Here is a 23,242-nt window from a genome sequence, read left to right as displayed (position 1 = left end):
GCCCGACTGGGCTGAACACGGGGGTGTTCACACGTGACCGACATCATCGGACGTATCGCCGACGGACTCGCGGACTTGGTGACGGACGCACGGGCTTCGGGGGAGCTCGCTCCGTACGTCGCGCCGCTGACCGTGCCGCCGGTGCTGCGCCCAGGTTCCGACGACGTACGACAGGAGACCGAGATCGCGCTGCGGCCGACGTGGGTGCGGCTGCACCCGCAGCTGCCGCCCACCCTGATGTGGGGGTACGACGGCTCGGTGCCGGGCCCCACGATCGAGGTGCGGCGCGGTGAGCGCATCCGCATCGCGTGGACCAACCGCATCCCGAAGGAGAGCGAGTTCCCGGTCACCTCGGTCGAGGTGCCGAACGGCACGCCCCGGCCGAGCACCCAGCCGGGCCGCGACGGGGTGGAGCCGAACAAGGACGTGGCCGCGCTGCCCGCGTGGACGGTGACGCACCTGCACGGCGCGCAGACCGGCGGCGGCAACGACGGCTGGGCGGACAACGCGGTGGGCTTCGGGGACGCGCAGCTCTCCGAGTATCCGAACGACCACCAGGCGGTGCAGTGGTGGTACCACGACCACGCCATGAACATCACGCGGTGGAACGTCCACACGGGCCTGTACGGCACCTACCTGGTGCGCGACGACGAGGAGGACGCCCTCCATCTCCCCTCCGGGGAGCGGGAGATCCCGCTGCTGCTCGCCGACCGCAACCTGGACACGGACGAGGACGGGCGGCTGAACGGCCGGCTGCTGCACAAGACCGTCATCGTCGACCCGAAGAACGCCGAGACGGGCAAGCCCGTCTCACTGCCCTTCACGGGCCCGTACACCACCGTGAACGGGCGCGTCTGGCCGTACGCGGACGTCGATGACGCCTGGTACCGCTTCCGCCTCGTCAACGCGTCCAACGCCCGCATCTACAACCTCGTCCTGATCGACGAGGACGACAACCCGGTGCCGGGCGCCATCAAGCAGATCGGCAGCGACGGCGGGCTGCTGCCCCGCCCCGTGCCGGTCGACTTCGACGAGGCGCTGCCCACCCTCACGATCGCGCCCGCCGAGCGCATGGATCTGCTCATCGACTTCCGTGCCTTCGCGGGCCGCCGTCTGCGGCTCGTCAACAAGGGCGCGGGCGAGGCGCCGGGCGTCCCGGACGTGGCGAACGACGTGCGGTATCCGCAGGTCATGGAGTTCCGGGTGGGAGAGAGCGGGGAGTGCGAGGACTCCTTCGAGCTCCCGGAGATCCTGTCCGGCTCCTTCCGGCCGATCACCCACGACATCCCGCACGGCCACCGCCTGATCGTGCTCACGCCGCCCGCCACGAAGGGCGGCGGCGGCCACCCGGAGATCTGGGAGATGGCCGAGGTCGAGAACCCGGGCGACGTCCAGGTCCCGACCGACGGCGTCATCCAACTGCGCGGCGCGGACGGCAAGGTGAAGACCTACCGCCGCATCTCGCGCACCTTCAACGACGGCCTGGGCTTCACCATCGCCGAGGGCAGCTACGAGCAGTGGAGCTTCCTCAACCTCGCGGTGCAGCCCGAGGTGACCCACCCCATGCACATCCACCTCGCCGACTTCCAGCTCATGGGACGTGACGCGTACGACGCGTCGGGCTTCGACACGGCGGTCGGCGGCACCCGCGCCCCGATCGAGTTCGACCCGGACCGGCGCATCCCGCTCGCACCGAACGAGCGCGGCCTGAAGGACGTCTTCCGCGTCCCCGGCGGCCAACTGCTGCGCGTGATGGGCCGGTTCGACGGGGCGTACGGCCGCTTCATGTACCACTGCCACCTCCTTGAGCACGAGGACATGGGCATGATGCGGCCCTTCGTGGTGATGCCCGCGGAGGCCATGAAGTTCGACCACGGGGCGGGCCACGGCGGGCACGACGGCGGCCACGGGGGTGGTCGCGCGGGCTGACCCGCCGGGGGCGGTCGCTGCTGGGCTCAGGCGGTGGTGGGCACGCGCGCGTGGTCCACCGCCGCACGGGCCAGGGCGCGCACGACCGGGTGCGGGCGCGTGCCGTCGCCGTACAGCTCCGGCTGGAAGAGCGTGGCCAGGAAGAAGGGGTGGCCGGGGAGTTCCGCGACGCGGATCAGGCCCTCCTCGTCGTGCCCCGTGAAGCGCAGTCCGTGGGCGCTCAGCGTCTCGGTGTGGGCGCTCGGGCCGTACGAGCAGTGGTAGCGCTCAAGGGACTTGTCGGCCCCGATGACGGACTCGGCGAGCGAGCCGGGGGTGAGCGTCACCGTGCCCTCGTGGCCCACGAGGGAGCAGGACAGGGGTGCGATGAGGAGGTCGTCCGCGTCGGGGTCGTTCTCGGCGTGGGCGACCTGCGTGAGGCCGCAGACGTCGCGGGCGTACTCCAGGAGCGCGTGCTGGAAGCCGCCGCAGGTGCCGAGGAAGGGGACGCCGTCCTCGCGCGCGGTGCGGATCGCGGCGAGCGCCCCGGCCTCGCTCCGGTAGGGGCTGCCGGGCAGCACCCACACGGCGTCGAAGCCGCGCACGGCGCCCTCCTGCTCGGCGTCCTCGGTCGGTATCCAGTAGGCGTCGAGGACCAGCCCCTCCTGGGCGGCGAGCGCCTCCAGGAGGAGCGGGATGCGGGTGTGCGAGACGACGTTCGGGGAGCGGTCGCCGACGAGGGCGATGCGGGCCACGGGGCTGCCGTGCTGTCGGCCGGAGCCGGTGTGCTGTCCCACGGAGTGGGTGTTCTGTGCGGCGGTCTGTGTCATGCCGACCATCCTGGGTGGGCATCCCGGTTCACGTCCAACGATGAAAACTGCACTGCCCATAAGCAGCTCTGATGGGCCGCGCGGCCCATGGGGGCGATCATGGAGGCATGGATCCGCACCTGCTCCGCACGTACGTCACGGTGGCCCGCCTCGCCTCCTTCTCGGAGGCCGCGCGGGAGCTCGGCTACACCCAGTCCGCCGTCTCCCAGCACATCGCGGCGCTGGAACAGGACCTGGGAGCGACCCTGCTCACCCGCCGCCCGGTCGCGCCGACCCCGGCCGGGGAGCGGCTCCTGGAGCACGCGGGTCCGCTGCTGCTGCGCCTGGAGGCGGCGCGGGCGGAGGTCGCGCGGTCGGCGGGTGAGCCCGCGCCGGGCCTGACCCTCGCGACGACCGCGACGGCGCTGCGGCGCCGTACGGCCGACGCCCTGCCCGCCACCGGCGTGACCCTGTGCGTCCTCCCGCGCGCGGAGATACCCGCGGCGGTCGCAACGGGCGCCGCCGACCTGGGACTTGTGGACGGCCTCGCCGCGCCGACCGACCCGCTGCGCCTGCCCGACGTCGCACCGCTCACCGTGCGCGGTGTCGCCGAGGAGCCCGTCTCCGTGCTGCTTCCCGCCGCGCACCCCCTGGCCCGGCGCGCGGGCCTGCGCCTCGGCGACCTCGTGGACGCCCGCTGGCTGGACGCGCCCGACGCGGGGGTCTCCCTGGAGCAGCTGCGCGCCGCGCACGGCTCTGCGGGGGCTGTGGGCTTCCGTCCGGCCCTGCGCTACGAGGGCGGCGATCTGCGCACGCTGGTGACGCTCGTGGGGGCCGGGCACGGGCTGGCCCTGCTGCCGTCGTCGCTGGCCGCGGAGAGCGCCGTCGGGGGCGTTGCCGGGGGTGGGGCCGGGGCGACGGTCGCGGTGCCGCTGACGGCGCCCCGGGTCGTGCACCGCACCGAACTCCTGCACTCCGGAGTGGTGCGCGGGCCCGCCGCGGCCCTGGCCGAACTGATGGCCGGGGAGCGCGGGGACGTCACTCGTTCGTGAATCGTCGCGCGGGGTCACGCCGGGTAGAGCTGTGGCCGGAGGCGAGCCATGGAACAGACCGCGTTGCGTCCCAAGCCGATGCCGGGCCGAGAGCCCCGCAACGGCAAGAAGTTCAGCAGGTTCGGCAAGGCCAACTCAGCGAGAACGTCCGGCACTTCCCCCACGAACACTTCCCCCACGAACACGAACCCCCGGCCCCCGTCCGGGCGCCGCCCGCACGCCGCCCGGCGCCGCGGCAGACGGCTGCTCACGCTGGGCTTCGGCCTGCTCTTCGCGACGGTCCTGGTGCTCTCCGGGGTCGGCCTCGGCACCGTGGGAGCCACCGTCATCGGGATGAGCAAGCTCGCCGACATGCAGAAGCAGCAGGGGGCGCAGCAGCCGGGCGGGGCGGGGAAGCCGCCCGGAGCGCCACAAGGGTCGCCGTCCGGGGCGAGCCAGTCTCCGGGGAGCAGCAAGTCGCCCTCCGAAGGCGCCACTTCGGGCCATGCTCCGCCGGGTGGCGGCGCCCCGGAACAGCCCGCCCGCAAGAGCGCCCGGCTCACCCTCGGCGTGGAGGCCGTCGACGCCCCCACGCGCGCGGGCGCCCTGCTCGTCGGCGTGCACGACCCCGGACCCGGCTACACCGCGGGCCTGGTCCGCGGCGACGTCCTGGTGGCGTTCGGCAGGACCCCGGTCCGCTCGGCCGGGGACCTGGCGCAGGCCGTCGCCGCGGCGCGACCCGGCCGCGACGTCACGCTGACCGTCCGCCACAGGAGCGGTGACCACCAGGCTCTTTCGGTGACTCCCGGGGTGGTGACCTGACGCCGCCTCGCGCGAGGGGCTCTCACGCCACCCTGAAGCGGGGCTCTCACGCCACCTGGAAGCGGAGCCCTCACGACACCTGGAAGCGGAGCTCTCACACCACCCTGAAGTGCGTCGTCAACCGCCGCTCGTCGTCGAGCACATGGAAGGCGAGCCCCACCGGGGCGTCCCGGTCCGCCGCGGCCTCGCCCTCCCAGGGCAGCCGCAGCGTCCAGGTCACGCCGGGCCCGACAAGGAGGGGGCGGCCGGCGAAGGTGGTGGCCCCGGGGGAGTGGGCGTGCCCGGTGAGCACGGCGACGATCTCGGGGTGGCGCTCCAACAGGGCGGCGAGCGCTTGGGGTTCGCCCAGCTGGTAGGAGTCCGGCAAGGGGTGGTGGAGGGCGACGGGCGGGTGGTGGAAGGCGAGCAGGACCGGCGTCTCGCCGTCCAGCTCGTCGAGCGTGGCCTCCAGCCAGGCGTGCGTCTCCGCGTCCAGGAGGCCCTCGTCGTGGCCCGGGACGGTGGAGTCGAGCATCAGGATCACGCAACCGCCCACGTGGTGGGCGCTGTTGACGGGGCCGTCCGCCGCGGGCTCGCCGAGCAGCGCGGTGCGGTAGGGCCCGCGGCGGTCGTGGTTGCCGGGGCAGGTCAGGACGGGGAAGGGGGCCTTGAGCAGGGCGGCCGCCTCGGCGTACTCGGACTCGGCGCCGTGGTCCGCGATGTCGCCGGTGACCAGGAGGGCGTCCAGGGGGCCCGGGAGCGCCCGCAGATGGTCCATGACGCGCTCCGCGCGCTCCGTGGCCCGCGGAGTGCCGTCGAGGTGGAGATCGCTGATCTGGGCCAGCACGAGCATCGTCGTGGCCGCCTTCCGTCCGCTCGCTGATGGATTGACGTTCACTAATGGATTGATCTCATCTAACCATTAAGGCGGTCCGGAAGTCACCGGTCGGGGCGGCCCACCGGAAACCACTGGCCGGGACCGGCCGCCGTCGCGCACCATCAGCCCATGCTGAGCACCCTTCTCGCCTTCCTCGGCGCCTGCACCCTGATCGCGGCCTCACCGGGGCCGAGCACCGTCCTGATCATCAAGCGGTCGCTGCACAGCAGGCGTTCGGGCTTTCTGACCGTGCTCGGCAACGAGACCGGGGTCTTCATCTGGGGCCTGTGCGCCGTCTTCGCGCTCTCCTTCCTGCCGCAGTTCGTGCCCTCCGGGGCGCCGCACCTGCCCGCGATGGTCGGCCTCGCCGCGCTCTGGGCCGTCTACGAAGTGGGCTACTACGGCCTGTACGTGTGGTTCGTCGCGCGCATGAAGGGCGTGCTCTCGCGGGCCGGGGTGCGGCGCAGGCTGGAGCAGGTCTCCGGAGGGGTGCTGCTGCTCCTCGGTGCGCGGCTCGCGCTGGAGAGCTGAGCCGGGTTCAGGGAGGATCGGCTCATGGACAACACGCCCCGCAATCCGGACACGTCTGCCCCTGCCCCCTTCACCGCCGCCGACTATCGCGCGCGCATGGACCGCGCGGCCCGGGCCGCGGCCGACGAGGGCCTCGCCGGAGTGCTCGTCGCCCCCGGCCCCGACATGGTGTGGCTCACCGGCTACAAGCCGACCGCCGACACCGAGCGCCTCACCCTCCTTGTGCTCGCCGCCGGACAGGACCCCGTCCTCGTGGTGCCCACCCTGGAGGCCCCCGACGCCGAGAAGGCCGCGGGCGCGCCCGCCCTGACGCTGCGCGACTGGACCGACGGCAAGGACCCGTACGCGGTGACGGCGCCCCTCCTGGATGCGGCGGGCCGCTTCGGAGTGAGCGACAACGCCTGGGCGATGCACCTGCTCGGCCTCCAGAAGACGCTGCCCACCACGTCGTACGTGGCGCTCACGGAGGCCCTGCCGATGCTGCGCGCCGTCAAGGACGCCGCCGAGCTGGAGCGGCTCGCGGCGGCGGGGGCGGCCGCCGACGCCACGTACGAGGAGATCAAGAAGGTCTCCTTCGCGGGCCGCAGGGAGACCGACGTCGCGGGCGATCTCGCCGATCTGCTGCGGCAGTTCGGGCACTCCCAGGTGGACTTCACGGTGGTCGGCTCCGGGCCGAACGGCGCCAATCCGCACCACGAGGCGGGCGACCGCGTCATCGAGCACGGCGACATGGTCGTCCTCGACTTCGGTGGCCTGAAGCACGGCTACGGCTCGGACACCTCCCGCACCGTGCACGTCGGCGAGCCGACCGCCGAGGAGCAGCGCGTCCACGACGTGGTGCGCGAGGCGCAGGCCGCGGGCTGCGCGGCGGTCCGGCCCGGCGCGGCCTGCCAGGACGTCGACCGCGCCGCCCGCGCCGTGATCACCGAGTTCGGCTACGGCGAGTACTTCATCCACCGCACGGGCCACGGCATCGGCGTCACCACGCATGAACCGCCGTACATGATCGAGGGCGAGGAGCGGCCGCTCGTCCCGGGCATGTGCTTCTCCGTGGAGCCGGGCGTCTATCTGCCGGGCCGCTTCGGAGTGCGCATCGAGGACATCGTGACCGTCACGGAGGACGGCGGCCGCCGTCTGAACGCCACCGCGCGCGAGCTGGCCGTCGTCGACTGACCGACGGCGCCCGCCAGTCGGCGGCCGCTCTCAGGACGTCGCGAGCACGGCGCACGACTCCGGAGGCAGCCGCAGCACGCCGTCCGCGCCGGGCGGCTCGACCTCCTCCCAGGAGGCGAGCACGCGCGCGCGGCGGCCGCCGACGGGGATCGCGGCCTCCTCCTTGCCGAGGTTCACCGCGATCCGCAGGTCCCCGCGCCGCAGCGCGAGCCAGCGGGCCCGCTCGTCGAACGCGACGCGCACCGCCGCGAGATCGGGGTCCAGGAGGTCGGGCCGCTCGTGGCGCAGCGCGATGAGCTTCCGGTACCAGGCGAGCACGCGCGCGTGGGGCTCTTGTTCCGGCTCGGACCAGTCGAGCACGGAGCGGTCCCGGGTGGCCGGGTCCTGCGGGTCGGGGATGTCGCCCTCCGCCCACCCGTGCGCCGTGAACTCCCGCCGCCTGCCCCGGCGTACGGCCTCGGCGAGCTCCGGGTCGGTGTGGTCGGTGAAGAACTGCCAGGGGGTGCCCGCGCCCCACTCCTCGCCCATGAACAGCATCGGCGTGAAGGGCGCGGTGAGCGTCAGGGCGGCGGCGCAGCCGAGCAGGCCGGGGGAGAGCGCGGCGGAGAGCCGGTCTCCCTGGGCGCGGTTGCCGACCTGGTCGTGGGTCTGGGAGTAGCCGAGAAGGCGATGGGCGGGGGTACGGGCGCGGTCCACGGGGCGGCCGTGGTGGCGGCCGCGGAAGCTGGAGTACGTGCCGTCGTGGAAGAAGCCGTGCGTCAGCGACTTGGTGAGCGCGGCGAGCGGTGCCGCGGCGAAGTCCGCGTAGTAGCCCTGCGCCTCACCGGTCAGGGCGGTGTGCAGGCCGTGGTGAAAGTCGTCGTTCCACTGCGCGTGCAGACCGTGACCGCCGCCCGCGCGCGGGGTGATGAGCCGAGGGTCGTTCAGGTCCGACTCGGCGATCAGCGCCAGCGGCCTGCCCAGCTCCTCGGCGAGCGCGTCCACGGCGGTGCTGAGCTCCTCCAGGAAGTGGCACGCGCGCGTGTCGCGCAGCGCGTGCACCGCGTCGAGCCGCAGTCCGTCGATCCGGTAGTCGCGCAGCCAGGCCAGGGCGCTGCCGAGCAGATACGCGCGCACCTCGTCCGAGCCCGCCGCGTCCAGGTTCACCGCCGAGCCCCACGGCGTCTGGTGCGTGTCGGTGAAGTACGGGCCGAAGGCGGGGAGGTGATTGCCGGACGGGCCCAGGTGGTTGTGCACCACGTCGAGCAGCACACCGAGGCCGTGTGCGTGCGCCGCGTCGACAAATCGTTTCAGCGCCTCGGGGCCGCCGTACGGCTCGTGCACGGCCCACAGGGACACCCCCTCGTACCCCCAGCCGTGCCGCCCCGGGAACGGGCACAGCGGCATCAACTCGACGTGCGTGACGCCCAGTTCCGCGAGGTGCCCGAGCCGCTGCGCCGCCGCGTCCAGCGTGCCCTCCGGGGTGTACGTCCCCACGTGCAGCTCGTACAGGACCGCGTCCCGCAGGCCGCGCCCCGCCCACTCGGTCCGCCACGCGTACCGCTCGTGGTCGACCACGGCGCTGAGCCCGTCGGGCCCGTCCGGCTGCCGTCGCGAGCGGGGATCGGGGAGTTCGGGCCCGCCGTCGAGCGCGAAGCCGTACCGCGCCCCGTCCGCCGCCTCCGCCTCGCCCGTCCACCAGCCGTCCCGCCCCGGATCGCGCTCCAACGCGCGCGTGGTGCCCTCGCACACCAGCGTCACGTGTCCCGCGTCCGGCGCCCACACCTCGAACTCCACTGAGGTTCCCCCTCGAAGATCCGCTCGTCGATCCGGTCGTCGATCCGCTCGTTGCCCCCAACGCCCGTCCATGGTGCGACAGATGTGATCGCCACGTGGTCGGAAGAAGGTTTCTGGACACCCCGGACCCCCCTGCCCGACAATCGGCAGGTGACGTCCTCCTACGAGTTCCACACCTATCCCGGGCGCGTGTCGGATGCCGAGCGCGACCGGGCCCTGGAGGTGCTCAGGGAGGGCGCGGCCCTCGGCAAGCTGTCGCACGACACGTTCGTGCGCCGCATGGAGCTCGCGCTCGCCGCCCGCAGATCCGAGGAACTGGCCGTCCTGACCGCCGATCTGACCGTCGAGGGCCGCTGGTCGCGGCGGTTCTTCGGGGCCGTCGAGGCGGTCTCCGGGTTCACCGTCCGGCTGCGCCGGGCCTGGCAGGCCGAGCGCCTGCCGAAGCTGCTCCTGCCGACGCCGAGCCCCTACCCGCTGCGGATCGGCCGCGACCCCGCCAACGGCCTGCGCCTGAGCCACGACACCGTCTCCCGCGTGCACGCCGAGCTGAGCCGCCAGGGCGGCATGTGGGTGCTGCGCGACCTCGGCTCGACCAACGGCACGTCCGTGAACGGCCGCCGGGTCGTCGGCGCCGCCGTCGTGCGCGAGGGCGACCAGGTGAGCTTCGGCCGGATGGCGTTCCGCCTCGCCGTCACATGATCCCGTTCGAGTGAGTCCGGGGGCACCCCGGGTGCGCTCGGGGCCCCGCTGTGCCGATGGATGCAGCGGTGCGGACGTACGTCCGCGCACACCCCGAACGCAAGGAACGGTGAACGGACATGGCGAAGGCGCTACGGAACGCTCTGCTGGCGGCCGCGGCAGCGGGCACCCTGCTCGCGACGGGCGCGGGCCCGGCCCAGGCGGACACCCAGGAGCCGCCCGCCGGGCAGTCGCTGCCGGGCAACTGGATGTACCTCGCGGTCATGCAGGGCGAGAGCGTCATGGGCGACCTCGACGGCCACCTCCTGCGCTGCCCGCCGAGGGGCGACCACGCCGCCGGGGACGAGGCGGCCTGCGCGGCGCTGAAGAAGGCCAAGGGCGACATCGGCAAGGCCGCGCCGCTCAACATCGCCTGCCCCATGATCTACAAGCCGGTGACGGCGGTCGCGTACGGCGTCTGGAACGGGCGCCGGCAGGTCTTCGCGCAGAACTTCCCCAACTCCTGCGTGATGAAGGACCGCACCGGCGGGATCTTCGGGACGCACGACAAGTAGGCGCCCAAGAAGGGGATCTCCGTCCCTCACGCGCGCGTGCGGCCCTTCACGTCCGCACGCGCGCGTGCCGCGCCGCCGCCACCGTGGTCCGCGACTGGTGCTCGACCTGGTGCTCCAACGGCACCCAGCGGGCCCTGAACCGTTCGGCGAACCCCTCGCTCCAGTGCGCCACCAGCCTCTCCAGGCGGGGCGCGGCCCGGTCGTCCGCCTCCTCGAGCACCCGCATCAGCATCGCCGCCGCACGCAGCGGAAGGCGCCGCCCGAAGGCGTCGACGCTGCCGATGTACGCCCGCGTCGTGTCCGCGGGCGGCAGCCGCGCCCAGTCGTGCACGAGCCCGGGGACCAGGTCGAGCGCCCACCGTGCGGCGCGCAGCAGCGGCCCTTCGGTGTCCGGCAGGCGCGGCAGCGCCTCGGCGAACACCCCCTCGACGACACGGGCGTCCCGGCGCAGCCGCCACGCGACGGCCCGCAGCGCCGTGTCGGGCGCCGGGTGCGCGGTCCGGTCGTCCACGAGATCGCTGGCCCACATGGGCACTTCGACGATCGCGGTGAGCCCCCCGTAGCGGTGGGCGTGATGCCAGGTGGTGTGCCGGGCGTCCTCCGGGAGGCTCGGGTAGGCCGCGCCGGAGCCGGGCCCCGGCAGGACGTGCACCCCGGGCCCCGAGACCGGCCAGCCCGCCGCGTCCGACGCCCCCGTCTCCACCGGAATGTGCAGCTCCGCCGCCGACTTGGCGAACGGCTCCGCGAGCCCCGGGATGTCCCTGGTCAGCTGCACCCAGCTGCCCCCGAGGTCGGTCCCGTGCAGGGACACCTGCAAGTAGGGCCGCACTTCGTCGATGACGCGGGTCAGCGCGCGGGTCTCCGGCGGCAGCCGGTCGGGCGGCAGCACCGAGGGCGACCACTCCGGCTGCTCGGGGCCCGCCGGCCGGAAGAAGTGGCGGTGGTAGTCGAACAGGGTGCGCGGCGCCGGGGTGCGGTGCAGGCTCGCGCCGTCCGGGTCGGCGCACAACAAGAAGTGCCACGACGTGCCGTCGAGCAACTCCCGGTCGTTCAGGACCCGTTCGGCCAGATGCAGGAGTGTCGAGCCGCCGGTGGGCTCGTTGGCGTGCGCGCCCGCGACCACGAGCACCGCGCGCGGAGCATGGCCGATGGACAGCAGATGCAGCGGCCGCCCCGCCCGGGAGGCGCCGATCTGTCGCAGGGTGGTCAGTTCCGGCCGGTGTGCCGCTAACGCGCGGGCGGACAGCAAGAGTTCGGCCACATTGAGATAGCGCTGAGTCGTCAGTTGACTCACCCCCGTCTGGTCCGCCCACTGACGCAATCCGCAGTACGCCACGCGTCGGGGCGAGTGTCAAGCGGCTGCCGCAGGGTGTCCCGGACGTCCGGCACCCCCGGCCGCCCGGTGGGATCCGAGACGTCACAGCCACCCCGCACCTCACCCGTTCGGGCGTACGTGAGCTGCTGCGGGAGCCCCGGAATGGTCCGCTGGGGGCACACCGGCGCGGGCATCCGGCGCGCTGACGCACAGGCGGGAGCCCGGCGGTGCTGTGCCTTCCTGGTGGTCTCGGAGTTCTTGGAGTTTCCCGCGCCCCCTCGGGCGTGAGAGCGCCGGAGCCGCCCCCTGTACGCAGGGTGGAACCGCCCCCCGTACGAAGGGCCGTCCCGAGCCTCCTCGCCCCCGCCGTCGAGCGCGACCCCCACCCGCTCTACCGCACGCTCCGCGAGGAGCACCCCCTGCTCCACGACGAGCCCTTCGGGGCATGGCTGGTCAGCCGGTACGAGGACGTGCGCGCCGCCCTCGCGGAGCCCCGGCTGCTCGCGCCGCCCCCGGGGCGCACCCTCGTGCACCAGGAGGGCGCCACACACGACGCCCACCGCGCCCTCCTCGAACCGGCCCTGCGGGGGCGCGCCCTGGCCGCCCTGGCACCCGGCTTGGAACGCACCGCCTATGTGCTGGCCCGCCGCATCGCGGCCCGCCAAGAGGCCGACCTCGTCGCGGAGTTCTGCCAGTGGCTGCCCGCCGCCGCGGTCGTCGCCGCCCTGGGGCTGCCCTACGAAGAGACCGCACGCCTCCAGGACTGGTGCCGCACCGGCCTCACCCACGCGGCGGGCCGCCACCCTGGACTCGACGCCTGTCTGCGCCCCCACATCGTGCGCCGCCGCGCCCACCCCGGGGCCGACCTGCTGTCCGTCCTGTGCACGGCGGAGCCCGGCGGGCGGCCGCTGTCCGACGAGGCCGTGACGGGGCTCGTCGGGGAGGTCCTCGGCGCGGGCGGCGAGGCGGCCGCTCTGGGGCTCGCCTCGTTCCTCGCCAACCTCCTCGACCATCCAGGGCAGTTGGAGCTGGTGCGGGAGCGGCCCGAGCTGATACCGGCGGCCTGGGCGGAGTCGCTGCGCCGCGACCCGCCCCGGCCCGTCGTGCTGCGCCGCGCCGTCGCCCCCGTGACCGTGGCCGGGACGCCGCTGCCGCCGGGGGCGCGCGTCGCCTGCCTGATCGGCGCGGCGGGCCGCGACCCCGCGCGGTTCGCCGACCCGGACCGCTACGACGTCTTCCGGGCCGACGCGAGCCGGCTCGCGGGTGGCGCGGGCCGGCACGCCTGCCTCGGCGCCGACCTGGCCGCGCTCGCGGCGGAGCGGGGGCTGCGCGCCCTCCTGGAGGTCCTGCCGGGGCTGCGCTGGACGCCGGGGTTCAGGCCGGTCCCGCGCGGGCTCCTGGCGCGGGCTCCGCGCCTGCTGTCGATACGTCCCCGCTGACGTCCCCGCTGACGCCTCGGCCGCCTCCGGGCAGGCCGTCGCGCCCGGGCGTCTCACGCCTGCTCCAGGAGCGTCACCGGCAGCTCCGCGAACAGCTCCGCCACGCGCGCGTGCCCCGTGAACTCCCGTCCGGGGCACAGCAGATCCGCCCACCGGCCCTCCGGAAGCGGCAGCAGCGTGTCCCGCCAGCCGCCCGCCTCGGCGAGCCGCAGCGAGAGCCGGGTGACCGCCGTGAGCACCGCCCCGGAGCGCGTGAAGGCGAGACAGTGCGGCGCGCCCGGACCGTCCGGGGCCAGCGGCTCGTACGTCCCCGTGCCGCCGAACACCTCCGGCCGCCGCGCCCGCAGCCGCAGCGCCGCCACCGTCACGGCCGCCTTGCGCGCGGAGTCGCCCCCGGCCTCCCGGGCGTCGGCGGGGACCGGCCCGCCGAAGGTGACGGGGGCGCGGTTGTCGGGGTCCACCAGGGCCCGGTACGTGCGCTCCGTGCCCTGGTAGACGTCGGGGACGCCCGGCATCGTCAGGTGCAGCAGGACCGCCCCGAGGACGTTGGCCCGCACATGGGGGTCCAGGCGCCGCGCCCACTCCGTCACGGTGCGTCCGGGCGGGCCACCGGGTCCCGCCGCGACGAAGTCCCGTACGGCGTGCTCGTACGCCTCGTCCGGCTCGGTCCAGCTGGTGTGCAGGCCCGCCTCGCGCGCGTGCTTCAACAGGGCCTCGCGCAGGCGCTCTTCGTAGGGCTGCGGCGGGCGGTACGCGTCCTCGGCCGGGGAGTCGGGGCCGAGGCCGACCACCGTCTGCCAGGCCGCCCAGGCCAGTTGGAGGTCGGGCGCGGCCGTGCCACCGTCGCGCGCGGTGCGCTCGGTGACGTCGGCCAGGAGCCGGGCCCACTCCTCGGGGCACTGGGTGAGGACGGCGATGCCCGCCCGTACGTCGGCGCTGCGCTTGGTGTCGTGCGTGGTCAGGACGGTGCCGGAGTACGGCCAGTCGCGCTGCACGCGCGCGCAGTAGGCGTGGAACTCCTCCACGGGCAGCGCGGGCCGCTCCGGGGCGCCGCCCACCTCCGTGGCCGACAGGAGCGGCGTGTGCCGGTAGAAGGCGGTGTCCTCCACCGACTTGGCGCGCAGCGCGGACGCGGTCTGCGCGAACCGGGCCCGGAACATCCCGTGCCCGGCCCCCGTGCCGAGTCTGCCGAGCGCCAGGTCCCGTACGACGTCGACCGCTTCGGCCTCCTCGCGGACCGCGAACACCGCCTTGGCCTCGTCGGCGTCGCGCAGGGTGAGGACCGCCGCCGGGTCGTCGCCCCCGCGCGCGTAGGGCCGGTAGACGGGCAGGCGGACCAGGAGCTCGCACAGGGCCGTGCGCAGCGCCCACGGGGCGTGGTCGCGCAGCGCCGGGTCCGCCGCGCAGAACGAGGCCGCCGCGCGCGTGAGGGCGGCCACCTCGGTGGCCAGCTCGTGGGTGAGGACCTTGTAGGCGGCCCGGCGCACCGTGGCCCGCCAGTCGCCGCCGCGGTCGTCGGGCGGGGCGGCGAACCGCCGGTAGTGGTCGAGGAGTTCGGCGGCGCCCGCCGGGTCGGTGAGGACGCCGTCGACGTGGCGCAGCGCGTCGTAGCCGGTGGTGCCCGCGACGGGCCAGGCGGCGGGCAGCCGCTCCCCGTCGGCGAGGATCTTCTCGACGGTCGTCCAGCGCCCGTCGGTGGCGTCGTGCAGCCGCTGGAGGTACGCGCCGGGGTCGGCGAGCCCGTCGGGGTGGTCGACGCGCAGCCCGTCCAGGACGCCCTCGCGCAGCAGCCGCAGCATGGTGGCGTGGGTCGCGTCGAAGACCTCCGGGTCCTCGACGCGCACTCCTATGAGGTCCGAAATGGTGAAGAAGCGCCGGTAGTTGAGCTCGGTGCGGGCCAGCCGCCACCAGCACAGGCGGTACCACTGCGCGGACAGCAGCTGTGGCAGCGGCAGCTTCTCGGTGCCCGTGCGCAGCGGAAACGTGTGCTCCTTGTAGTGCAGTACGTCGCCGTCGACCCTGAAGTGCTCCAGTTCGTCGGTGATCCGGTGGGCGAGGAACGGCAGCAGCACCCGGCCGCGGCCCGCCCCCCAGCGGATGTCGAACCAGCGCGCGTACGGAGAGCGCGGCCCTTCCCGCAGCACCTCCCACAGGGCGTGGTTGTGGCGCGGGACGGCCGCCATGTGGTTCGGCACAATGTCCGCGACCAGCCCGAGGCCGTGCTCGCGCGCGGTGCGGGCCAGCGCGCGCAGGCCGTCCTCGCCGCCCAACTCGGCCCGCACGCGCGCGTGGTCGACCACGTCGTAGCCGTGCGTCGAGCCGGGCACCGCCTCCAGGACCGGCGACAGGTGCAGATGGGAGACGCCGAGGCCGGCCAGGTACGGGACGGCCTCGGCGGCGGCCCGGAACGGGAAGCCGGGCTGGAGCTGCAAGCGGTAGGTGGCCGTCGGGGGCGCGGGCACCGGGAACACCGGGGACTCAGGGCGCGTGGACGTCATGCGAACGTACGTACCCGGATGCGCGGCTTTCGTGCCACCCGGGTCACCTTCGTGCCACCCGGGTCCCCGGGCCCGGGACTCCTACGCCGGACGCTGCAGCACCGTGAGACTCCGGTCGGGCAGCGTCAGCCGCTCACCGGCCCGCGTCTTCTGCCCCGCCTCCGGCGGCACCACGTCGGCGTGGGCGGTGTCGGCCGTGTCGACGATGATCTGCCACTGCCGCCCGTGGTTGACCGGAACCGTGAACTCCATGGGCTGGTCCGAGGCGTTGAACATCAGCAGGAACGAGTCGTCGGTGATGCGCTCGCCGCGCGGGCCCGGCTCCGAGATCGCGTTGCCGTTCAGGAACACCGTGAGGGCCCGCGCCTGCGTGGCGTCCCAGTCCTCCTGTGTCATCTCCTCGCCCTCCGGCGTGAACCACGCGATGTCGGACAGCTCGTCGTGGGTGCCCTCGACCGGGCGGCCGTGGAAGAAGCGGCGCCTTCGGAAGACGGGGTGGTCGCGTCGGAGCCACGCCATCGCGCGCGTGAAGGCCAGTTGGGAGCTCGCGCGCCCGGCCTCGGCGTCCGTGCCGTCGCCGTCGGCTGCCTCCGGCCACCGCACCCAGGAGATCTCGCTGTCCTGGCAGTAGGCGTTGTTGTTGCCTCCTTGGGTGCGGGCGAACTCGTCCCCGTGGCTGAGCATCGGCACGCCCTGGGAGAGCATCAGCGTGGCGGTGAAGTTCCTCATCTGCCGCTCGCGCAGGGCGAGTACGTCCGGGTCGTCCGTCTCGCCCTCGGCGCCGCAGTTCCAGGAGCGGTTGTGGCTCTCGCCGTCCTGGTTGTCCTCTCCGTTGGCCTCGTTGTGCTTGTCGTTGTAGGCGACCAGGTCGTGCAGCGTGAAGCCGTCGTGGCAGGTGGTGAAGTTGATCGACGCCAAGGGGCGCCGCCCGTCGTCCTGGTAGAGGTCCGAAGAGCCGGTGAGCCGGGACGCGAACTCGGCGAGCGTGCGTGGCTCGCCCCGCCACAAGTCCCGTACGGTGTCGCGGTACTTGCCGTTCCACTCCGTCCACATCGGCGGAAAATTGCCCACCTGATAGCCGCCCTCGCCGACGTCCCAGGGCTCGGCGATCAGCTTCACCTGGCTCACCACCGGGTCCTGCTGCACCAGGTCGAAGAACGACGAGAGCCGGTCCACCTCGTGGAACTGGCGGGCGAGGGTGGCCGCGAGATCGAAGCGGAAGCCGTCCACGTGCATCTCGGTCACCCAGTGCCGCAGCGAATCCATGATCAGCTGCAGCACGTGCGGCGAGCGCATGAGGAGCGAATTGCCCGTCCCCGTGGTGTCCATGTAGTAGCGGGGATCGTCCGTGAGGCGGTAGTACGAGGCGTTGTCGAGGCCCTTGAAGGAGAGCGTGGGGCCCAGGTGGTTGCCCTCGGCCGTGTGGTTGTAGACGACGTCCAGGATCACCTCGATGCCCGCCTCGTGCAGCGCCTTCACGGCCTGCTTGAACTCCAGGACCTGCTCGCCGCGGTCGCCCCAGGAGGCGTATGCGTTGTGCGGCGCGAAGAAGCCGATGGTGTTGTAGCCCCAGTAGTTCGACAGGCCCGCGTCGGCGAGCCGGTGGTCGTTCACGAACTGGTGGACCGGCATCAACTCCAGGGCGGTGACGCCCAGTTCCGTGAGGTGTTCGAGGATCGCGGGGTGCGCGAGCGCCGCGTATGAGCCACGTGCCTCCTCCGGGAGCTCCGGATGCAGCATCGTCAGGCCCTTCACATGGGCCTCGTAGATCACGGTCTCGTGGTACGGGGTGCGCGGCGGCCGGTCGTCGCCCCAGTCGAAGTACGGGTTGACCACCACCGACGTCATCATGTGCGGCGCCGAGTCCAGGTCGTTGCGCTTGTCCGGGGCGCCGAAGGGGTAGCCGTACACCTCCTCGCCCCAGGCGACGGCGCCGCTGACCGCGCGCGCGTACGGGTCGAGCAGCAGCTTCGCGGAGTTGCAGCGGTGCCCGCGCGCGGGTTTGTACGGCCCGTGCACACGGAAGCCGTAGCGCTGGCCGGGCATGACGCCGGGCAGATAGGCGTGGCGCACGAACGCGTCCGACTCGCGCAGCTCCACCGCCGTCTCCGAGCCGTCGTCGTGCAGCAGCACGAGCTCCACGCGCTCGGCGACCTCGGAGAAGACCGCGAAATTCGTGCCGGCGCCGTCGTACGCGGCACCCAGGGGGTACGGCTGTCCTGGCCAGACCTGCATGGATTCGACTCTTCCACTAACGCCCCCTCGGCTTGGGGCCACTTTGGCCAGAGTCTCCCCGAAAGTGGGGCAACCACCCACGAGTTCCGTCCGTCTAACCGTCCGACCACATACTCGTTATGCCCATTCAATGGGGTAACAGGGGAAGTAGGGGGAGGATGTGCGCGAGACAGTCAGACGCCACCTCGGGAAGCTGATCACAGGCACGGCGGTGGCGGTCGCGGCCGCCGCGGTGACGGTGGGCCTGGTCCTGCCGGGTTCGGGCGGGTCGGGGGACCGCACGACCGGCGCCGGATCGGCCGAACAGAACGCGATTCCCAAGGACGGTGTCTACGAGGACGCGCCCGCGGAGGGCGCCAAGGGCGTCGGCAGCGACCCGCTGACGCCCGACGAGGTGAAGCGCGCGAAGAGCATCGCCACGGCGGGCAACGTCCGCCTGTCGGCCCGGGACGTGGAGGGGGACCGCGGCCCGCAGCTGCTCTCCACGAACCTCGCCGGGGACGCGGAACCGGCCGATGCAGCGGGGAGTGCCGCAGCGCGTCGCGCCGACATCGTCTACTACGACTACAAGGACGACGTCCTGGTCACCAAGACGGTCAACCTCTCCACCGGCAAGGTCGAGAACACGGACACGTCGCACGGCGTGCAGCCACCCGCCGCCAAGGACGAACTGACCGAGGCGGCACAGCTGTTGATCGCCGACCCGCTCGGCGCGGACCTCAAGAAGGACTACAAGCACGCCATGGGCAAGGAGCTCGCCTCGCCCGACCAGCTGAGCCTGAGCGCCTTCGTCTTCAAGAAGCAGAACGTGGAGCAGCTGCCGGCCGCCCTCTCCAAGTGCGGCGACCACCGGTGCATCAGCCTCGTCACCAAGGTCGTCAACGGCCCCTGGATCGACACGAGGAAGCTGATCGTCGACCTCAGCGCCCGCTCGGTCACCCGGCTGCCCTGACCGCCGCCGACCGCCAACAGACCACCACTCGCACGAGTTTTCCCGTACAAGGGAGTCATCTCGCATGCACGTCAGAAGAGTTGTGCGCGCCCGCAGGCGCGCCGCCACCGCCCTTGCGGTCACCGCGCTGCTCGGAGCCGCCGTCGTCGCGGCGGGCCCGGCGGGAGCCGCGCCCAACAAGGCCGCGAAGAAGGCCCCCGCGGCCGCCCCGTCCTGCAGCGCCGCCTACCGCATCGAGCAGACCGTCGACGGCGGCACCACGTGGCGCATGTGCTGGCGCTACGACAGCACCATGGGCCTCATCCTGGACAACATCTCGTACCAGCCGAAGAACGAGCCGAAGCCGATAGCCGTGCTCACCGACGCGCGCCTCGCGCAGGTCCACGTGCCGTACGACGACGGCGAGAACGAGTACCAGGACATGACCGAGGCCAGCATGATGTCCAATCTGCTGCCCCTGAAGCCCGGTGACTGCCCCGGCGGCACCCTGAAGACCGTCGGCGTCGACGGGCAGAACGTGAAGGGCGGGCTGTGCACCACCACGCGCGCGCGTGGCCACGCCTACCACCTCTACAACGACGAGAGCACGGGCGGCAACGGAAAGACCTACAGCGCCCAGGCAAAGGACCTGCTCGTCTACACGGTCAACAAGGCGTCCTGGTACGAGTACATCACCGAGTGGCGCTTCTCCTCGGACGGCACGATCACGTCGAACGTGGGCGCCACCGGCAGCCTCTCCCCATACGACTACAACGGCACGGACGGCAAGGGCTGGCCGATCGGCAAGGGAGCCCGCGACTACGCGGAGAGCCACAGCCACAACGTCTTCTGGAGGCTCAACTTCGGCCTGGACGGCTCTTCGAAGTCGAAGGTCGAGCAGTACGACTCCAAGGTGACCGCGCCCAGCGGGCGGGGCAACCCGAAGACGAAGACGACCCGGACGCCCGTCACCAAGGAGCTGGCCGGCGACGCCAAGGGCGCGCGCTGGTGGCGCGTGGTGAGCACGGCCGGCAAGAACAAGGACGGCCACCCGCGCAGCTACGAGATCGTGCCGGGCCACACCGTCAAGTTCCCCGGGCGCAGCTACACCAGCCACGACGTGTACTTCACGCAGTACAAGAAGTGCGAGGAGTACGCCAGCGACAATCTGACCGAGAACTGCGGCCCCAAGAGCGTCGACAAGTGGGTGAACGGGCAGACGCTGACGCACCCGATCACCTGGGTCAACATCGGCTTCCACCACATCGCGCGGGACGAGGACCAGCAGCCGATGCCGGTCCACTGGCAGGGCTTCTCGCTCGCTCCGCGGGACGTGACCGCTATGAATCCGCTCACTCCGGCCGACCTCGCGAACCAGAACGGCAATACCCAGGGCGGAAGTTGAGAAATGCTCATCCCCATCCGGCTGCACCGGCCGCCGCTCCCGGAGTACCCTTCCTTGATCGTTGAACGGGGGTACGGGGTATTCGGCGTATACCGGGGAACCGGAAGGGGTAGCGCGAGTGAGCTCGGGTGGACGGGAGCTGCCCCCTGGTGACGAGGGTCACGAGGGGAGCTCCGCGGACGGACCGCCCGGAGCGGTGTCGCTGGCACGGCCGATGGAGATCGGCGCCCAGATCGGCCCCGAGCTGGACTGGGGCGCCGACGCCTGGCGCGAGGTGCGCACCCGCGCGCAGCGCGCCGGGCGGGCCTACATCTGGCTGAACCTGGTGGAACAGCGGCTGCGCGCCGTCGTGGCCGCTGTTCTGCGCCCCATCTATGAACCGGTGCACGCCGACGACTGGGTGGTCGCCGCCGCCGGGCCCGCGGGCCAGGAGTGGGTCCAGCGCGCCGTCGCCGTACGGGAAGTCAGCCGCCGCAAGGGCTATTTGCTCGACCCGGCCGACGACAACGTCCTGAGCTTTCTGACGCTGCCGCAGCTGCGCGAGCTGATGGTGCAGCACTGGCCGTGCTTCGAGCCCTACTTCGACGACCGGCGCGACGTCGAACTCGCCCTGGACGAGCTGGAGGTGACGCGCAACGTCGTCTCCCGCAACCGCGCCCTGTCCACGGCCGTGCTCGCCCAGGCGGAGCGCGCCTCGGCCCGGCTCCTGGACATACTCGGCGCAGGCTCCGACACGCCCTCCGCGCGCCGGCTGCCCGTCGACGCCGTGGAGGACCTGGTCGGGGACCGTTACGGGGACGTGGTGGGGGTGCACGCGGACCGGGTGCGCCTCCTTCGTCAGTTTCCGGCCGAGGATCTCTTCGGCGGGGCGCGGCGCCTGGACGCGATCGGGATAGGTCTCAATCTCCTGGTGCAGAACTTCTCCGGGCGCCGCCTCGTCCGCCTCGCGGAGTCCGGCTGCCGGGTGCGGCTGCTCTTCCTCAACCCGGCGAGCAGCGCGGTCAAGCGCCGGGAGCGGGAACTAGGGCTGAAGCGCGGTGAGTTGAGCCGCAGCGTCGAGATGAACATCCTGCACATGCGGCGGGTACGGGCCCGGCTGCGCGACCCCGGCGCGTTCGAGATCCAGGTCTTCGACGAGACGCCCCGGTTCACGGCGTATCTGGTCGACGGGGACGGCGCGGACGGGATCGCCGTCGTCCAGTCGTATCTGCGCCGGACGCGCGGCATGGAGGCGCCGGTGCTCGTGCTGCGCGGCGGTGGCCGGGTGGTGCGGGCGGGGAAGCCCGGGGAGGGCGGGTGGGAGCAGCAGGGTGAGAGCGGACTCTTCGAGACGTACCGGGAGGAGTTCGAGCTGGCGTGGGCGGACTCGCGGCCGGTGTCCTGAGCCCGCTGCCCCGGGGCACGGCGCCCTTGGCGAGCGGGAAGCGGAAGGGGCCCCTCGCATTGTCAGTGGCGCATGGGATCGTGGTGGTCATTGGGGGAACGCACCACCGAAGAAGGGGGCGGCCATGGGCTGGCACCGGGAGCTGCTGATCGGGTTCGACCTGGAGACGACGGGGACGGATCCGGCACAGGCACGCATCGTGACGGGCGCGGTGATCGAGGTCAGAGCGCGGCAGGTGCTCGGCCGCCGCGAGTGGCTGGCCGACCCCGGCGTCCCGATCCCCGGCGACGCGGTGGCGGTGCACGGCATCACGGACGAGCGGGCGGCGGCGGAGGGCCGCCCCGCAGCCGAGGTCGCCGACGCGATCGCGGGCGTCCTCACCTCGTACTGGCAGTCGGGCGTCCCGGTCGTGGCGTACAACGCGACATTCGACCTCAGCCTCCTCACCGCCGAGCTGCACCGGCACGGCCTGCCGTCGCTGCGCGACCGCCTCGGCACCGAGCCCGCCCCGGTCATCGACCCGTACACGATCGACCGCTCCGTGGAGCGCTACCGCAAGGGCAAGCGGAATCTGGAGGCGGTCTGCAGGGAGTACGGGGTGGTGCTGTCCGCAGCGCACGACGCGGCGGCGGACGCGCAGGCCGCGGCCGAGCTCGCCTGTGCGATAGCCGACCGCCACCCGAAGGTCGCGGCCCTCGGCCCGGCGGAGCTGCACCGCCGCCAGATCGAGTGGTACGCGCAGTGGGCGGCGGACTTCCAGAAGTTCCTGCGCGGCAAGGGCGACCCGGCCGCGGTGGTCGACGGGACGTGGCCGCTGCGCGGGGAGTTCAGCGCCACGGGGGTGTGAGCACCGGCCTCCTGAGAGGCGTGCGGGTCAGAAGGGGTACCAGCGCACCGTCGCGTCCCCGTCCCGCAGCGACGCCACGCGCCTGCGGAACTCGGCGAGCGCCTTCGGGTTGCCCGGCGCGTGCTGTGCCACCCACGCACAGCTCGCCGTCTCCCGGGCGCCGCGCAGGACCGCGCAGCCGTCCCACTCGCGCACGTCCCAGCCGTACGCGCGCGTGAACGCGTCGTAGGTGTCGGGGTCCAGGCCGTACCGGTCGCGGGAGAGGGCGAGGACCACCAGGTCGTGCTCGCGCAGGTCGGCGGAGAAGGTCTCCAGGTCGACGAGGACGGGACCGTCCGGGCCGACGTGCACATTGCGGGGCAGTGCGTCGCCGTGGATCGGGCCGGGCGGCAGGTGCGGGGTGAGGGCGGCCGCCGCCGCGGCGAAGCCGTCGCGGCGCTCGCGCAGATAGTCGGCGTCCTCCGGGTCGACCGCGTCGCCCGCGAGCCGCAGCCAGCGCTCGACGCCGCCGAGCAGTTCGCGCCGGGGCAGGTCGAAGGAGGGGGAGTCAAGGGTGTGCACGCGTCGCAGCAGCGGGGCCAGGTCGGCGGGTTCGGCGGGGCGCACGGCGTCGGGGAGGCGGTGCCAGAGCGTCACCGGATGGCCGTCCACCAGACGGGCCTTGGGCTCGGCGGCGCGCACGGCGGGGACGCCGCTCTCCTCCAGCCAGTGCGCGATCCGCAGCTCCCGCCGGGCCCGCTCCAGGAGCTCGGGCGCGGCCCGGCCGACCTTGACCACCAGCTCGGCGTCGGCGAACACCGCGTTCTCGCCGAGCGCCAGCAGGGGGGCGTCGGCCGGCAGGGCCGCCGCGGCCAGTACCTCGCGCGCCCGCGCCTCGTCCATCTGTCGCCTCCCGCACCACCGCGTGCCGCACGGCTCTCGCACGGCACCCACGCGTCCGCCGCCAGGCTCGCGCACGGCCACAAGTCTCGCATTCCCACAGGCCACCGGGCCTGCGCGGACGCTTGACGTATCAAGATCACGTCAGCA

General features: G+C 73.1%; 19 protein-coding genes. 12 read left to right on the top strand and 7 right to left on the bottom strand.

All coding sequences use genetic code 11. The annotated features are described in order from the left end of the window. Window positions 1-33: 33 nt before the first annotated feature. Window positions 34-1,929, top strand: a complete 1,896-nt coding sequence (gene phsA / locus ACFWYM_RS16700) for an O-aminophenol oxidase PhsA (protein WP_384836592.1) — start codon at window positions 34-36, stop codon at window positions 1,927-1,929. Between the two features lie 26 nt (window positions 1,930-1,955). On the opposite strand, the gene ACFWYM_RS16695 is transcribed toward phsA, so the two are convergent. Next, complete coding sequence (locus tag ACFWYM_RS16695) at window positions 1,956-2,738, bottom strand: hypothetical protein (protein ID WP_384836589.1); 783 nt, start codon at window positions 2,736-2,738, stop codon at window positions 1,956-1,958. A 107-nt stretch (window positions 2,739-2,845) separates the two neighbouring features. On the opposite strand from ACFWYM_RS16695, the gene ACFWYM_RS16690 reads away from it, so the two are divergent. Together ACFWYM_RS16690 and ACFWYM_RS16685 are read left to right on the top strand one after the other, a co-directional pair. Next, window positions 2,846-3,769: a LysR family transcriptional regulator gene (locus ACFWYM_RS16690; RefSeq protein WP_384836586.1), complete on the top strand. Its 924-nt coding sequence runs from the start codon at window positions 2,846-2,848 to the stop codon at window positions 3,767-3,769. 48 nt (window positions 3,770-3,817) lie between these two features. After that, window positions 3,818-4,570, top strand: a complete 753-nt coding sequence (locus ACFWYM_RS16685) for a PDZ domain-containing protein (RefSeq protein ID WP_384836583.1) — start codon at window positions 3,818-3,820, stop codon at window positions 4,568-4,570. A gap of 94 nt (window positions 4,571-4,664) precedes the next feature. Here ACFWYM_RS16685 and ACFWYM_RS16680 read toward each other — a convergent pair whose 3' ends face one another. Next, entirely contained in the window at window positions 4,665-5,402 is a 738-nt protein-coding gene (locus ACFWYM_RS16680) for a metallophosphoesterase (protein ID WP_384836581.1), read from the bottom strand. A gap of 153 nt (window positions 5,403-5,555) precedes the next feature. On the opposite strand from ACFWYM_RS16680, the gene ACFWYM_RS16675 reads away from it, so the two are divergent. Together ACFWYM_RS16675 and ACFWYM_RS16670 are read left to right on the top strand one after the other, a co-directional pair. Beyond that, window positions 5,556-5,957 (top strand): LysE family translocator, encoded by a 402-nt coding sequence (locus tag ACFWYM_RS16675; RefSeq protein WP_384836578.1) that lies wholly within the window; start codon window positions 5,556-5,558, stop codon window positions 5,955-5,957. 24 nt (window positions 5,958-5,981) lie between these two features. Beyond that, entirely contained in the window at window positions 5,982-7,130 is a 1,149-nt protein-coding gene (locus ACFWYM_RS16670; protein ID WP_384836575.1) for an aminopeptidase P family protein, read from the top strand. 30 nt (window positions 7,131-7,160) lie between these two features. On the opposite strand, the gene treZ is transcribed toward ACFWYM_RS16670, so the two are convergent. Next, window positions 7,161-8,906, bottom strand: coding sequence for a malto-oligosyltrehalose trehalohydrolase (treZ, locus tag ACFWYM_RS16665; RefSeq protein ID WP_384836572.1), 1,746 nt, complete (start codon window positions 8,904-8,906; stop codon window positions 7,161-7,163). Between the two features lie 150 nt (window positions 8,907-9,056). On the opposite strand from treZ, the gene ACFWYM_RS16660 reads away from it, so the two are divergent. Continuing rightward, window positions 9,057-9,605, top strand: coding sequence for an FHA domain-containing protein (locus ACFWYM_RS16660; RefSeq protein ID WP_384836568.1), 549 nt, complete (start codon window positions 9,057-9,059; stop codon window positions 9,603-9,605). Window positions 9,606-9,724: 119 nt separating this feature from the next. Then, complete coding sequence (locus tag ACFWYM_RS16655) at window positions 9,725-10,159, top strand: SSI family serine proteinase inhibitor (RefSeq protein WP_384836566.1); 435 nt, start codon at window positions 9,725-9,727, stop codon at window positions 10,157-10,159. Between the two features lie 46 nt (window positions 10,160-10,205). Here the strand turns inward: ACFWYM_RS16655 and ACFWYM_RS16650 are convergent, their stop codons facing one another. Further along, window positions 10,206-11,453, bottom strand: coding sequence for a M14 family zinc carboxypeptidase (locus ACFWYM_RS16650; RefSeq protein WP_384836563.1), 1,248 nt, complete (start codon window positions 11,451-11,453; stop codon window positions 10,206-10,208). A 338-nt stretch (window positions 11,454-11,791) separates the two neighbouring features. Here ACFWYM_RS16650 and ACFWYM_RS16645 point away from each other — a divergent pair, with 338 nt between their 5' ends. Next, window positions 11,792-12,913 (top strand): cytochrome P450, encoded by a 1,122-nt coding sequence (locus tag ACFWYM_RS16645; RefSeq protein ID WP_384836560.1) that lies wholly within the window; start codon window positions 11,792-11,794, stop codon window positions 12,911-12,913. Between the two features lie 53 nt (window positions 12,914-12,966). On the opposite strand, the gene treY is transcribed toward ACFWYM_RS16645, so the two are convergent. Both treY and glgX read right to left on the bottom strand, forming a co-directional pair. Continuing rightward, on the bottom strand, window positions 12,967-15,411 hold the full coding sequence (treY, locus tag ACFWYM_RS16640; protein ID WP_384836557.1) for a malto-oligosyltrehalose synthase: 2,445 nt from the start codon (window positions 15,409-15,411) through the stop codon (window positions 12,967-12,969). A gap of 81 nt (window positions 15,412-15,492) precedes the next feature. After that, a complete protein-coding gene (gene glgX / locus ACFWYM_RS16635) occupies window positions 15,493-17,646 on the bottom strand; it encodes a glycogen debranching protein GlgX (protein WP_384836555.1) in 2,154 nt (717 codons plus the stop codon). Window positions 17,647-17,806: 160 nt separating this feature from the next. Between glgX and ACFWYM_RS16630 the strand changes: the two genes are divergently transcribed. The 4 genes from ACFWYM_RS16630 to ACFWYM_RS16615 all read left to right on the top strand — a co-directional run bounded on the left by ACFWYM_RS16630 (window position 17,807) and on the right by ACFWYM_RS16615 (window position 22,213). Further along, the gene (locus tag ACFWYM_RS16630; protein WP_384836552.1) at window positions 17,807-18,598 is read left to right on the top strand and encodes a Tat pathway signal sequence domain protein; all 792 of its coding nucleotides are present in this window, start codon (window positions 17,807-17,809) and stop codon (window positions 18,596-18,598) included. A gap of 64 nt (window positions 18,599-18,662) precedes the next feature. Further along, window positions 18,663-19,982 carry a copper amine oxidase gene (locus ACFWYM_RS16625; RefSeq protein WP_384836550.1) on the top strand — a complete coding sequence of 440 codons (1,320 nt, stop codon included), beginning with the start codon at window positions 18,663-18,665 and terminating at the stop codon, window positions 19,980-19,982. A gap of 118 nt (window positions 19,983-20,100) precedes the next feature. Further along, window positions 20,101-21,366 carry an SAV2148 family HEPN domain-containing protein gene (locus ACFWYM_RS16620; RefSeq protein WP_384836547.1) on the top strand — a complete coding sequence of 422 codons (1,266 nt, stop codon included), beginning with the start codon at window positions 20,101-20,103 and terminating at the stop codon, window positions 21,364-21,366. Window positions 21,367-21,490: 124 nt separating this feature from the next. Continuing rightward, entirely contained in the window at window positions 21,491-22,213 is a 723-nt protein-coding gene (locus tag ACFWYM_RS16615; RefSeq protein WP_384836545.1) for a 3'-5' exonuclease, read from the top strand. A gap of 27 nt (window positions 22,214-22,240) precedes the next feature. Here ACFWYM_RS16615 and ACFWYM_RS16610 read toward each other — a convergent pair whose 3' ends face one another. Continuing rightward, window positions 22,241-23,095 carry a phosphotransferase enzyme family protein gene (locus ACFWYM_RS16610; RefSeq protein WP_384836542.1) on the bottom strand — a complete coding sequence of 285 codons (855 nt, stop codon included), beginning with the start codon at window positions 23,093-23,095 and terminating at the stop codon, window positions 22,241-22,243. Window positions 23,096-23,242 lie beyond the last annotated feature (147 nt).

It is taken from the genome of Streptomyces sp. NPDC059009 (genome assembly GCF_042740175.1).
Taxonomy (GTDB): Bacteria; Actinomycetota; Actinomycetes; order Streptomycetales; family Streptomycetaceae; genus Streptomyces.
This window is presented reverse-complemented; position numbering and strand designations above follow the sequence as displayed.